Annotated in this window: 14 protein-coding genes and 1 pseudogene; 10 read left to right on the top strand and 5 right to left on the bottom strand. The window is 68.3% G+C overall.

Features of this window, described 5'->3' with window-relative positions; translation table 11 throughout:
* Positions 1-246 (top strand): annotated as a pseudogene (locus AB0A94_RS38090) (transposase); the annotation flags it as partial.
* Here AB0A94_RS38090 and AB0A94_RS38085 read toward each other — a convergent pair.
* Complete coding sequence (locus AB0A94_RS38085) at positions 238-894, bottom strand: TetR/AcrR family transcriptional regulator (protein ID WP_361751549.1); 657 nt, start codon at positions 892-894, stop codon at positions 238-240. The pseudogene AB0A94_RS38090 and the gene AB0A94_RS38085 sit on opposite strands and share 9 nt — an antisense overlap.
* A gap of 328 nt (positions 895-1,222) precedes the next feature.
* Between AB0A94_RS38085 and AB0A94_RS38080 the strand changes: the two genes are divergently transcribed.
* Positions 1,223-2,170 carry a bacteriocin fulvocin C-related protein gene (locus tag AB0A94_RS38080; RefSeq protein ID WP_361751548.1) on the top strand — a complete coding sequence of 316 codons (948 nt, stop codon included), beginning with the start codon at positions 1,223-1,225 and terminating at the stop codon, positions 2,168-2,170.
* A gap of 247 nt (positions 2,171-2,417) precedes the next feature.
* Positions 2,418-2,834, top strand: a complete 417-nt coding sequence (locus AB0A94_RS38075) for a hypothetical protein (protein WP_361751546.1) — start codon at positions 2,418-2,420, stop codon at positions 2,832-2,834.
* Between the two features lie 154 nt (positions 2,835-2,988).
* On the opposite strand, the gene AB0A94_RS38070 is transcribed toward AB0A94_RS38075, so the two are convergent.
* Positions 2,989-3,204: a hypothetical protein gene (locus tag AB0A94_RS38070; protein ID WP_361751544.1), complete on the bottom strand. Its 216-nt coding sequence runs from the start codon at positions 3,202-3,204 to the stop codon at positions 2,989-2,991.
* 135 nt (positions 3,205-3,339) lie between these two features.
* Here AB0A94_RS38070 and AB0A94_RS38065 point away from each other — a divergent pair, with 135 nt between their 5' ends.
* Positions 3,340-3,927: a hypothetical protein gene (locus AB0A94_RS38065; protein ID WP_361751542.1), complete on the top strand. Its 588-nt coding sequence runs from the start codon at positions 3,340-3,342 to the stop codon at positions 3,925-3,927.
* A gap of 548 nt (positions 3,928-4,475) precedes the next feature.
* On the opposite strand, the gene AB0A94_RS38060 is transcribed toward AB0A94_RS38065, so the two are convergent.
* A complete protein-coding gene (locus AB0A94_RS38060) occupies positions 4,476-4,958 on the bottom strand; it encodes an ATP-binding protein (RefSeq protein ID WP_361751540.1) in 483 nt (160 codons plus the stop codon).
* 159 nt (positions 4,959-5,117) lie between these two features.
* Between AB0A94_RS38060 and AB0A94_RS38055 the strand changes: the two genes are divergently transcribed.
* The 3 genes from AB0A94_RS38055 to AB0A94_RS38045 all read left to right on the top strand — a co-directional run bounded on the left by AB0A94_RS38055 (position 5,118) and on the right by AB0A94_RS38045 (position 6,769).
* Positions 5,118-5,504, top strand: a complete 387-nt coding sequence (locus tag AB0A94_RS38055; protein ID WP_361751539.1) for an STAS domain-containing protein — start codon at positions 5,118-5,120, stop codon at positions 5,502-5,504.
* 461 nt (positions 5,505-5,965) lie between these two features.
* Positions 5,966-6,091 (top strand): hypothetical protein, encoded by a 126-nt coding sequence (locus AB0A94_RS38050; RefSeq protein ID WP_361751537.1) that lies wholly within the window; start codon positions 5,966-5,968, stop codon positions 6,089-6,091.
* A 276-nt stretch (positions 6,092-6,367) separates the two neighbouring features.
* Positions 6,368-6,769, top strand: a complete 402-nt coding sequence (locus AB0A94_RS38045; RefSeq protein WP_361751535.1) for a hypothetical protein — start codon at positions 6,368-6,370, stop codon at positions 6,767-6,769.
* Positions 6,770-6,901: 132 nt separating this feature from the next.
* Here AB0A94_RS38045 and AB0A94_RS38040 read toward each other — a convergent pair whose 3' ends face one another.
* Positions 6,902-7,801, bottom strand: coding sequence for a LysR family transcriptional regulator (locus tag AB0A94_RS38040; protein ID WP_361751533.1), 900 nt, complete (start codon positions 7,799-7,801; stop codon positions 6,902-6,904).
* Between the two features lie 190 nt (positions 7,802-7,991).
* Between AB0A94_RS38040 and AB0A94_RS38035 the strand changes: the two genes are divergently transcribed.
* The 3 genes from AB0A94_RS38035 to AB0A94_RS38025 all read left to right on the top strand — a co-directional run bounded on the left by AB0A94_RS38035 (position 7,992) and on the right by AB0A94_RS38025 (position 11,789).
* Positions 7,992-9,215, top strand: coding sequence for an NAD(P)/FAD-dependent oxidoreductase (locus tag AB0A94_RS38035; RefSeq protein WP_361751531.1), 1,224 nt, complete (start codon positions 7,992-7,994; stop codon positions 9,213-9,215).
* A gap of 38 nt (positions 9,216-9,253) precedes the next feature.
* Positions 9,254-10,147: an alpha/beta hydrolase gene (locus tag AB0A94_RS38030; protein WP_361751529.1), complete on the top strand. Its 894-nt coding sequence runs from the start codon at positions 9,254-9,256 to the stop codon at positions 10,145-10,147.
* A 421-nt stretch (positions 10,148-10,568) separates the two neighbouring features.
* Positions 10,569-11,789 carry a bifunctional class I SAM-dependent methyltransferase/NUDIX hydrolase gene (locus tag AB0A94_RS38025; RefSeq protein WP_361751551.1) on the top strand — a complete coding sequence of 407 codons (1,221 nt, stop codon included), beginning with the start codon at positions 10,569-10,571 and terminating at the stop codon, positions 11,787-11,789.
* Positions 11,790-11,992: 203 nt separating this feature from the next.
* On the opposite strand, the gene AB0A94_RS38020 is transcribed toward AB0A94_RS38025, so the two are convergent.
* Complete coding sequence (locus AB0A94_RS38020; protein ID WP_361751527.1) at positions 11,993-12,421, bottom strand: hypothetical protein; 429 nt, start codon at positions 12,419-12,421, stop codon at positions 11,993-11,995.
* Positions 12,422-12,490 lie beyond the last annotated feature (69 nt).

Here is a 12,490-nt window from a genome sequence, read left to right as displayed (position 1 = left end):
CGAGCTGATCGCCGAGCGTGCATGGCTGACGGTGTTCCTGCTGCCCGCCTGCTCACCCGACCTCAACCCGGTCGAGGGGTGTGGGCCCACGTCAAACGCAGCCTGGCCAACCTCGCCGTCGTCGCCCTGGACCGGCTCGAAGCACTCGTACGCAACCGGCTCAAGCGCCTTCAGTACCGGTCCGGCACCCTCGACGGCTTCATAGCAGGAACCGGCCTGACCCTCGACGAACCAGCCTCACCCTGACGAGCCGAAGTCAGTACTGGCGCGGTAGCCGAGCCCGCGGTGGGCGAGGGTGGTGAGGGTGTCGCGCAACTGCTCCTCCTCGGCTTCACTGTGCTCGCGGGTGAAGAGCAGGTAGCAGGTTCGCTCACCCATCCAGGCGAGGGCCTCCAGCCGGGTACGGTCCTGCGCGGGATCGCCGCCGACCAGTCCGCGGGCGCGGTCGTGGGCGACCGCCTGGCAGGCCAGGTCGATGCCGTGCTCCATCAGGGAGACCCACACCTGCCGGTACTCGGCGCGGGCGGACAGTTCGACACCGACGCGGAAAATGTGGCCGTGGCGGCGCCAGTTGTCGACCTGGACGTCGACGGCCCGCTTCAGGCTGGTGGTGTCCACCGCGTCGCCGAAGGCTTCGAGGCCTGCGTAGATGTGCCGGGTGGCTCGTTCGATGACGGCGCGCACCACCTCCTCCTTGGAGGCGAAGTAGAAGTACGCGGCGGAACGGGTGATCCCTGCCTGCTTCGCGACAGCCTCCATCGTCAGCCCGGCGACCGACGAGCGCCGGAGCATCTCCTCCGCCGCGTCCAACAGCGCCTGCTCCCGCAGATCACCCTTGCTCACTTTGGCGCGGCGCCGACCCGCCGAACGCACGTCATCGGACTGACTGTTCATGGCCGCTGAGACTACGCCCCGCCAGGTCCCCACGATCCGGGGGAGGTGGCTCACGATCGGGAGCGGAAACTGAGCGGGCTAGACAGGAATTGACGGTCCGTTGACAGCTTTCGACGCATCGTCGAACATGGAGGGCGGTACAGCTGAGGAACCAGGCTTCGATCGGCCTGCGTGCCAGCACCAACCGTCGAAGCCACCGGGTCCGCGTTGGTTGTGGGACCACGTTGGGTCCTTGTCTCGCCTTGTACCAGTGCTGGTTACGCGCCCAAGAAAGAGGACCGGGCAAGAAGAAGGGAACTGATATGCCCATCTGCGACGAGGTGGAGAGATGATGGAATCGGTTTGTCGCTGGATCCTTGCGTTCAATGCTTCCTGCGGCGTGTGCAAGGAAGTGGCGCAGCGAGTCGAGCGGGCATCGGCTGGACGCCTGGAAGTCCTGCCACTTGGACACCGGGACGTGCAGCGGTGGCGTGAGCAAGCCTTAGGTCAAAACGCTCCATGGGCGCCTACCCTGCTTCGGGTTGAAGGGACAAGGATCCGGGCTTGGACCGGGGTCCGTATGGGCTCCCGGCTGGCAATGCGACTGGGGCCTCGTCGGAGTGTGCTGGTGCTGCGTGCTCTTGGCGATCAGGAGCCGGAAAAACAGACGGACGGCAATCAGACCGAGGGCCCCCGCATCGGGCGCCGGGGGGTGCTCCGGCTCGGTACCGGAGCCGGCGTCGCAGCTGCTCTGTTGTGGAACGGAAGCGTTCCAGCATTCGCTGGTTACGGCAAAGACGGCGATCCGAGTGCCTGGGTGGAGGCCAACAGGGAACGGCTCCCGCAGGCCTATGGCGAGTTCGTCACGTTTCCGATGGCCTACCGTAAGGAGATCTTCAGAGCCTCGTCAGCGGTGACCAAGAGCCGCCTGTGGGTTGAGCACCTTCGGCACTACAGCGTGGAGCACCCTGATCTGTCGGAGAACCAGGAAAGAGCTCTCCGGCACGCAATGGAAACCCTCGGGAACGCATCGCTGTACGCACAGTCGCCTCTGCGTGAGCAAGATCATCGAATGTTGGAGGGCCTCCGAGGCGAAGTTGCCGCTGCTTTCGGAGGGGAAACCGAGTCCCTGATTGCGACCCTCGGCGCACCAAATCTTGCAGCAGCGGACTGTCAGTGCAGCACCGCAAGCGACTACTGCTGGATGGGATGCGTCCCAACGAACAGCTGCGTCCGGGTTGGCGGATGTGGAACCGGATGGGTGTACACCTGCAACGGTTGGTGCGAGGGCCCTTGACCCGGGCAAGTCGCATCCCGGCCGACCTCGGCTTCGCGATCTGGGACCAGATCACCGGCACTGTCGACCAGCCCACCACAACCTGACCACAGTCCCAGGTCGCGGGCCCACATGCCGCGAAACGCCATAAAACCACCACACGTCCAACAACGTGACAATGCCGCCAGGATCACTACGGCACGCCTGACGCCCGCCGAACCGCCCTGGGGCATGATTCCCCCTCAGACACACACGTCTTGGGGGGCTCATGCGTACATGTACCACCACCGCCATCGTCCTGGCCGTCCTCGCCCTCACGCTCACCGCATGCAGCAGCGACGACAGCGACAGCAAAGCCGAGACCACGCCCAGCGCCTCACCCACCCCTGCCCAGGACAAAGAACAGCAGTACCTGGAAGCCGCCCACAACATCATCTTCAACGGCACCCCCTCCGACGCCGAACTCGCCGCCTACCTGCCCCGCTGGTGCCAGGAACTCGACACCGGACACAGCGTGGAATGGATGTTCGACGTGACAGGTGGCGGAGGCCTCTACCCGATCGGTGAGCAGTGGGGCACTGCCAAAGCCGACGCTCACGAGCTTCTCGTCGCCGGCGTGAAGGCGTACTGTCCCGAGAACCTGGACGGGGTCCTCGAGGAGTTGCGGGCGTCGGGCGAGTACTGACCGCTGCATGCCGGAAGAGGTCGGGTCGCAGGTGGTGACAGGCGTGCCGGGTGGGGCGTAGCGTCATGATCGCGGTAGTCGTGCGGCCCGGTCTTCGCAAGTCTCGGGCGGGGCCCTATGGCCCTGCCTCCCCCGCACGACTACCGCACCCCTTCTACGCCGCCGTCCCCGGACCGGCCTCCCGCGGATCCCCCATCGGCCGCGTCAGCCCGACATCCGCCACCGGCCGGCGGCCCGGCTCGAGGTTGTCCAGCTCGTAGTGGTGCCGGCACTCCTCGCACCGCACCCCGTCCACCAGCGTCTCGGTCTCCCCGTTCGGGCAGTCCGTACCATCCCCACGCCCCGCACACACTTCCCTGATGTCCCCCATGCCCTCGAGCCTGCGCCACGCCTACGGCAGCCGGGAGAGGGCCAGGAGGGGCGCACAGGCGCCTACCAGGGCACACCGCCCCAATACCCTCCAACAGCCCCACAAGCGCCCTCAAGCCCTGGAACACTGGCGGCCATGCCCCGTACCAAGGCCACAGTGCAGCCCTACCCGCCCGGCACTCGCTGGACCATCACCAGCCGATACGGCCACACCCAGACCGCAGAACTCACCCTCTACCCCGAACCGAACGGCTCCTCCATCACCGACGACTACCTCCCCGAGGAGATGAACGCCACCGACCTGTGGCGCATGTGGGTAGACCAGTACGCAAACAGGGCCCACGAGCGGTGGCCAGAGCTCTACCGGCCCGGTGAAGTCACCATCTTGTGGACCGTCACACAGCCCACCTTCAACGGGATCTTTGAGGGCGTACCCCACACCCGAGAGCTTCCTCAAGATCCCGAGATGCTGAAATTCTTCGGTCCCTACAAGCCGGAGAACTTCCTCACCCATTACAAGACCCCCGTTCGCGTCGACACCGGGGAGCCGCTCAACTGGCTTCGCCTGCCCGTCCTCGACCGCGGATGGAACACGGCGGCTGCCGACAAGGACGGCTTCATCCAGGAAGTGACGGGCTGGAAGCCGTCACCGTTGCAGCCGACGATGGACGTGGTGCAGCTCGGCCGGGCCGCCGGCCTGTACGTGCCGGAGATGCGGACGTGAGGCGCCGCCCGTATAGGCGCCGCCCTCCCGTGCGCCGGTATCAGCCGCGTGACGCCCGCGGCCGGTACGTGCACGGGCCACGTCCCGCGACCCGCGTTCCCACCTGGGTGCCGATCGTGTTCATTCTCGGTTTCGCGCTCGCCCTCGTCATTGCCGCTAGCACGTAGCCGGGGGAACGCTGGCCTCACGCCTGTTGACCTGGCTGATGATGCCACTGGCGATCATCATGGCCTGGACCTGGTTCCGCTGGCTGCGCTGGTACGGCATCTTCACCTGCGCCAGGAACGGCTGGGGCACCCGCCAAAACGGCGCCGAGGTCTCCCTCGCCGGCAGCGCACCAGCACCGGCACCGTCGGCAGCACCACCCACCGCTGCCACACCCGCGGCGATGTATACCGCTCCGGCACCCGAGACGGTCTACGCCACCGCCAACCCCTGGGACGAGAACACACCAGCCACCCAGCAGTACTGGCCCCCGACGATCACCTCTCGTCTCCCTGAGCCCCTGCCTCCGGCGGAAAACCCGTTGGAGGCACCCCACGCCCGGCCTATCCGGGGTCTCGTCCGGCAAACGCGTCACCGCCCGGGTCGTCCAGCAGGGCGATCCGGGCGGTGACGCGTTTGCCGACGGGCTCCCGCTGCATTGCAAAGCCCTGAGAGACGGCCATGACGATCTCCAGGCCGTGCTGGCCGACCCGGCCGGCGTCCGCGGCCCGGGCGATCGGCAGGACCGGGGCGGAGTCCCACACCATGACCTCGACCGTGTCGCCGGTGATGCGCAGGTCCAGCAGCACCGGGCCGGGCGCGTACTTACGGGCGTTGGTGACCAGCTCGCTGACCACCAACTGCGTCGCATCCATCGCGCGCCGGGAGACGGGCAGGCCGTGCTCACACTGCACGCGGGTGAGAAAGTTGACAGCCGCACGGCGGGCGTGGGCGATGTCCGCGCCGCCATTGTTCAGGGCCATCGTGGTCTGTATGGCCAGCTCGCACGGCAGGGTGTCGTCCCCACCCGCAGACACCGGATCCATCGCGTTCATCCCTGCCACCCCGTACACGCCCTGGCCCTTACCCTCGCGTCCACGGTCCACGCCGTGCGCCCCGGTGCCGGCTTCGTCACACAAGACGCGTCACCCATAGATGCGGGATGACACCCATGATGAAGCTTCCGGTATGGAAGTATCACCAGTATGGCTGAAACACCCAGGCCGAAAACCGAGCAAGCCAAGCCGACACGCCAGGTGGGCGGGCTGTCGGTCGTGGCCGCCACCACCGACGGCATCCGCGTGCTGACCCTGGCCGGGGAGATCGACCACCACACCGGCGATCAGCTCAGGCAGGCCCTGGACGCCTCTGACACCGCCCACCCGCGCATCGTGGTGGACCTGCACGACGTCACCTTCATGGACTCCAGCGGCATCAACATCCTCATCGCCGCCCACCAGACCGTCACCGCAGCCGGCGGCCGGCTCCGCTTGGCCGCACCCACCGACTCCGTCCAGCGAGTTCTGCAACTCACCGGCGTCGACACCCTCGTTGACTGCTACCCCACCCTCCGGCGAGCCCTCACCCCCTGACTCCTACCCCACTGCTCACCGACGCCGGCCTTCCAGACGCACAGACACCGCCTGGAAGACATACGGCACCTCCCCGACACTGCCCTTTTGAGGAGACTCGCGCAGTACCAGGAGGAGGACGGCAGCACAGCCGCGACGGACGACGGCACCAGGTCCGACTTCCGTAAGACCTCCCGTAGAGAGGCTGTCGGCGTCGGCGGAGCACTTCAACGTCCCCTTGACCACGCAGGTCAGACCCCCTCACGGTGCTCCGCCGGGCGTCGACTGGAGGCAGCTTGTAGAGCAAGCCCGGAGGCAAGTTGTAGAGCAACCCGTCGAAGCGGTCCTCGGCACAGGGTCCGACTTCGCACAATCTCTCTACCCTACTCCCCTGCGGCATCCGCTCGACGCTGGCCGTCGCGGTCGGCGCGCTGATCCCCATCGATGATTTCCAGGACGGCGTCGATGCCTTCGCGGACCAGGTGAGTCCGATCCTGCGCGAACGCGGTCTCCTGCGAGCCGACGACGGACCCACCACCTTGAGGGGCCGGCTCGGGCTGCCCGAGCAGCTCGGACTGGACCCGCGCATCCGCGGTGCCGAGAGCTGAAGCCGCTCATCGACCGATCCCATTCCATCCCGTTCCCGCCGAACTCCGTCCGAAAGGTCGTCCCGTGTCGTCGGTCGTGCGCCTCTCCGTTCTCGATCTCGTCCGTGTGGAGCGGGCCGACCCGGACGCATCCGCCGCCATCCGACGCAGCGAGAGACTGGCCCAGGATGCGGATCGAGTGGCGACCCAGTCCGGATCGCGTACGGGTGTGGGCGCCTGCGTCTCAGTGGCCGGGGTGCGCATGATGCGCCAGCTGGTGCGCGGCGCGGTGACGGTGTGGACCAGGACGACGACGGCCTGGCGGCCGAAACCGCCCCGGACCCACGCCCCGGTGTGCCGGACCTGATCGGCCCAGTCGCCCGCGCGCCGCCAGGGACGAAGGCGTCCGAGAGCGGGGACTTGGAGGTTCCGGCATGGGGTGTATCCATGGAGGCTGAGCTGGAATTCGAGGTGTTGCCACAGCCGTATGTGCACCGTACGGGCAAGATGATCTCCAGCGCGCTGTTCGTCAGCCCCGACCTGGCTGAGGCTCCGAAAATCACCCGTGGAGCCGCCTCACTCACCCCACACCGAGCGTTCTGTCCGCCCAGAACCGTCTTCGACACGGTCATGGACTACCGGCGCAAGGTCGGCACCCTCCCCACGGACTGTCCGACGCATTCATGGTCACGACGCTGAAGACTGGAACCGGCGAAGACCTGGACAGACGCTACTTCTGGTGCTCCGACGGCCTCACCGCGGGGAGTGTGTCGAGCCGGCCCGGAGGGCTCAACCGGGTTCTCTGGCCCAGGGCACGTTGCTCTGGGTGGGTCAGGACTCCTCCACGATGTGGCCGGCCTCGGAGGCCATGTGGCGCAGCCAGATATGGGCGGGGTCGCGGTCGTGGGCGGGGTGCCACCACAGCGACTCCAGCAGGAGGCCCAGGTCAAAGGGTACGTCCGCGACAGCGACGCCCGCCCCCGCACCGTCGAGGCGGGCAGCGCGCTCGGGCATCAGCCCGATACGGTCGGTGCCACGGACGAGGTGGGGAACGGCGAGGAAGCCCTCCGTCGTGACCGAGGACGTGATGCACACGCCTTCCTCGCTGAAGCGGCCCATCGGCGACAGCGACGAGAAGGGGCGCTGATAGGCGAAGACCCAGGGCCGGCTGGAGAGCTGCTCGCGGTCCAGGATCTCGCCGGCACGGTCAGAGGAGACGACGCAGACCCATCGGTCTCGGTAGAGCTGCAGCGAGGGCGTGTTCACCAGGACACCCTGAGGCAGGACGAGCGCGTCCACGCCGCGCAGCTGCTCGGAAGCCCGCTGGACGAACTGCGCAGTGCTGTGCTGAAAGTTCAGACGCACGTGCGGTGCCTGTTCCTGGACCAGATCCGCCAGCACGCGAGCGAACACCGGTAGATGGCAGTCCGTCACCATCAGGGTGAACTCGTGTTCAGAGTGCGCGGGGTCGAAGTCGGCGCGGGTCTGGAAGATCCGGTCCGTCCAGCTCAAGGCGTGTGAGGACTGCTCGGCCAGCCGCTCCCCCAGGGGCGACAGTTCGTAGGAGTTGCCGACGCGGACCAGCAGCTCGTCATCGAAGTGCCGGCGCAGCCGGGCGAGGGCGGCACTGAGGCTGGGCTGGCTCAGCCCGAGACGCTGCGCGGCTCGCGTGACGCTGCGCTCCTGCAGCAGCGCGTTCAAGGAGACGAGCAGATTCAGATCGGCGCTCATTGGCCTGCTCCTTCACGGTCATCAGCACCACCTATAACGGTTATCAATGAATTCAGCTTCCCCGATGCCAGGCTGCCTGGCCAGACTGAGAGGCCGCGAGCCCAGGGACGAAGCCGCACGGGCTCAGCGCCGGCCTGCGGCTCGCTGCCGCCTATCGGCGCCCAAGAACTACGAAAGGCACGGGACGCCTATGTCGTCGTTTCACGTACTGATCGCCGGCGGAGGGATCGGAGGCCTCTGCCTGGCCCAGGGACTCAGGAAGGCGGGGATCAGCTGCACCGTCTACGAGGCAGCCCCCGGCATCGTGCAGGCCGGCTACCGGCTGCACATGAACGCCACCGGCGGCAACGCGCTCAAGCAGTGCCTGCCGGATAACCTGTATGAGCTGTACATGCGGACCTCCCGGACGACACCGCGCCGCGAGGCGTTCGTCCTGATCGACGACCAGTGCCAGGAGATCGGGACACGCCCCCACCTCGGGCCGGACAACGACCCCAGGCGCCCGCACACCGCGGTCAACCGGCGAACCCTGCGCCAGATCATGTACAGCGGACTCGACGACACCGTTCGCTTCGGGCAACCGGTCACCGGGTACGAGGAGCACGGCGACAAGGTCCGGCTTCTCTTGGCCGACGGCACCTCTGCGGAAGGCGACGTCCTGGTGGCCGCGGACGGCCTTCACTCCGTCATCCGACGTCAGCGACTGCCGCAGATCCCCACGGTCGACACCGGTCTGCGGAGCCTGTCCGTCCGCGTTCCGCTGACCGCCGACCTGGTGGCCTCGCTCCCGGACATCCTCTTCGACGGCTTCGTGCTGGCCCTGGGCCCCCGCAACGTGAGCCTCGCCTTCGGCGCCTACCAGCCCCGCCGCCCTGTGGCCGAAGCCGCCGCCGAACTGGCCCCCGAGGCCGCCATCGACGATGTCGACCCGTACCTGATGATGAACTGCGTCATCGACGAGACCAGCGCCTACCTCGCCGGGATACCCGACCTGTGGACCGCGACCGGTGACGAACTGCACCCTGTCGTGCGCGAAGCCGTCCGCGACTGGCACCCGGCCTTGACCGAACTGGCCGAACGCCTCGACCCCAGCACCCTCGCGCCCATGTCGGTCCGCCGCCTCGAACCGGTCGACACCTGGCCCACCAGCAGAATCACCTTCCTCGGCGACGCCATCCACGCGATGCCACCCACCTTCGGCTCCGGAGCCAACACCGCCCTGCGGGACGCTGCCTGCCTGGCCCAGGCCCTCGAACGCGCCACCACAGACAAGAGTGACCTGCTCACGGAAATCGCCGCGTACGAGCGGGACATGCGCGCCGAGGTGTGGCCGATCTTCCGGGCCTCCGCCGACCCTCGCGCGATCGACCAGGCCGACTTCCTGCCCGACGGCGTCCCCGTCGTCAACCGCTGAACCCACGCCCCGCCCACCCACACACCCTGGAGAACCTCATGCCCACGGTCGAGGACATCCAATTCCCCGTCGACGACGTCACCCTGCGCGGCTGGCTGACCCTCCCCGACCACATCGCGGGACCGCTGCCTGTCGTCATCCTGCAGTCCGGCCTGGGAGGCCCGGCCGAATCCATGAAGACCCAAGCCCAGGGCTTCGCCCGGGCGGGCCTGGCCTGCCTCATCTACGACCACCGCTACACCGGCTACAGCGGCGGCGAACCCCGCCAGCTCTTCGACCCCTGGCAGCAGTGCCGCGACCTGCGGCACGTCATCACCCATCTGACCCTGCGCGACGACATCGACACTGAACGCATCGGCCTGTGGGGCATCAGCATCGGCGGCGCCAACTCCCTGTTCACGGCCGCGACCGACACCCGCGTCAAAGCCGTCACCGCAGTCATCCCACCGGTCAGCGGCTGGAGCGCGCGCCGGCTCCAGCCCGCCGACACCCTCGCCGAACTCGAAGCGCTCATCCCCGCCGACCGGCAGGCCCAGGCCCTGGGCAAGCCCGCCCGGACCATCCGCCTGCACGGCGAACCCGCCCCCGGCGACCCGGTCATGTTCAGCGACGAAGAAGGACTGGAGTTCGTGGAGAACATGATCCGCGACCTGCCCAGCTTCGAGAACGCCATCACCATCTCGACACTGGACCATCTCTTCGAGATGGAGGCCCGTGCCTACGCCGAGCGCATCACGCAACCCACGCTGTTCATCCTCGCCGACCAGGACACCGTCGCCCCCGTCGAAGAGGCCCGCGAGATGTTCCATCGCATCCCCGAACCCAAGGAGCTCATCGAGTACCCGGGCCAGCACTACGAGATCCTCTCCAACCACTTCCCCGAGATCATCGAACGCTCGGCACAGTGGATGGCCCACACACTCGCCAAGTAGAAGACCCGCCCCGGGCCAGGCTCCACCAGCCTGGTCCACCGCTCCACAACAGCCCCCGCCGAGACAATCGTCGCCTGCGCCGACACAGGCGGCGCGGTGGCCTGCGCCGGCTCTTGAAGGGGTGCGAAACACCTGGACGGGGGCGGCGGCCTCGGTCGTCCCGTCGCCGTCGAAGAGCACGGCGATCAGGTGTGTGGGGTTGCCGGGGAGCCGGCTCGGCTCGTCGGTGACCGCCAGGGCTTCAGGCACGTTGGAGAGCAGGGGGTTGGATCGATGCTCGGCAGCAGGCCGGAAACGGGACGGCGCCCGGTGACGGGTGGAACGACGTGATGAGGCGGCTCGGCGACGAGCCCGAGGAGGGGACGCGATGACGGTACCCGACGCATCCAGTACGGCCGATGCCGAGCAGGTCAACACCGCGATGTGGCACACCTACGGGGCGTACCACCTCGACCGGGCCACGCCCCTGCCCGAGGTGGACGAGATCGCCTGGGGCCCGGCGGGAACGGGGCCGGGGGACGCTGTCCTCGGCGATCTGACGGGTCTGCGGGTGCTCGACCTGGGCTGCGGCCCGGGCCGGCACGCCGCCCACCTGGTCCGTACCCATCACGCCGCCGTGGACGCCGTCGACCTCTCACCGACTCAGATCGAGCGCGCACGAGCGCGCTACGGCGACCTGCCGGGCCTGCGGTTGATCCAGGCCGACGCCGTCGGGTATCTGCGCGCTTCGGCACCGTATGACGTGATCTACTCCCTGTCCGCCGTCCACTTCATCGACCCGCACCGACTGCTGCCCGCCCTGGCGGCGGCCCTCCGGCCCGGCGGACGGCTGTACTTCACCGTGCTGCACACCAACTCGTCCGGCAACGGCCCTTCTTCCCAGGTGGAGTCCCGTCCGGAGATCCTGCGCCTGGCCGGCGGCGGCGAACTGACCGGGCACATGTGGGTGCTCACCACAAAGCTGTGGACGGACCTGCTCGCGCAGTACGGGCTGCGTGCCGAGGAGGTCACCGTGCTGGACGCGCCCGAGGAGGGCAACCAGGCCTCCTACCGGCTCTTCCAGGTCCGCAGGCCGGCCCGGATCACCTCTCGTCCCCGCACCGCCCGGCCGCCCGTCGCACACGCGGCGGCCGGGGTCGGCGCGGTGCTGGTGGGACCGCGCGGTCTGCTGCTCGGCCGCCACCAGCGGGGGACCCTCGAGCTGCCCGGCGGCACGGTGGAGCCGGGCGAGTCGCTGGAGGAGGCGGTCGTGCGCGAACTGGCCGAGGAGACCGGCCTGCACGCGGACCCGGCCGACGTGCGCCTGCTGGGCATGCTCCTGGACCAGGTCGGCGGCGTCGTCCGGATCACGTTCGGCGCGCTCGTCACGCGGTGGAGCGGCGAGCCCGCCGACCAGCCGGGCGAGCGGGTCGGCGACTGGAGGTGGTGGCCGCTGGACGCGCTGCCCTCGGGCCTGTTCGAGTGCAGCGCCCAGATCCTCACCGCCTGGCGCCCCGACCTGCCCATCGACCATCCGCCCGCCCGCTTCACCCCCTTCACCGAGCCGCACGGCACCGGTCAGGACACTCTCGGTCAGGTCGGGAAGGTGCAGCCTTACCCTGCAGCAGCGGAGACGGCCGTGCCGTATCCCTCGACTCTCTAGACTCCCCAGCAACGATCTCCAGGACCGGGTCGCCGTGCATGAACACGCATCTACAGCCGGGCTCTGCCCCAACCGTCTGGACGCAGAGGCCGTACAACTGGGGGGTGCGGCCGCGCCGTACCAGGGTGTTGGCGGTCCCCGGACTCGAGTGGGCTCCTGGGCTGCGGGCCGCTCCCGGCAGACGGCGCGGCCCGCAGCCGTGCTCAGCGTTTGGCGGTGCCCATTTGTTCGGGAACTGTCTGCAGGTACGCCCGTTCGACAGACTCGGTGGTGGTGGACGCCTCGTGGTGGCCTGCAGCGGGAGGCTTGGGCCGTCTCTGCCAGGTGTGGGGGCGGTCTGTCGCGGCAAGCAGGCGGTTGATGCGGCGGGCGAATTCGTCGCCGGGCAGGGGAAGCTCGGTGTCGGGCTCGCGGAGGTAGCCGGCCGTGACGGCGGCGGGGATGTAGGCCATGAGTTTGCTGACCGCGGCGGGCCGTGACCGCACGGTCTGCTTGGCGAGGTGGCGCAGGATACGCATGAACTGGGTGGTGGAGGCGCTGGTGATCCGGTGGTCTGCGGGATTCCAGGTGCTGCCGTCGTCCCAGGCCGGGGGCTCGGGCGGGGGCTGAGGCTGATCCTTTGGAGTGGACACCCTGACAATGGATCTTGATGGTCCAGGGAGGGATGTCCAGGTGGGACGCAAGTCTCCGTATCCGGAGGA

Origin of the sequence: Streptomyces sp. NPDC044984 (assembly GCF_040646935.1) — a bacterium.
Taxonomy (GTDB): Bacteria; Actinomycetota; Actinomycetes; order Streptomycetales; family Streptomycetaceae; genus Streptomyces.
Note: the sequence above shows the minus strand (reverse complement) of the source record. Positions and strands in the feature narration are given on the sequence as shown.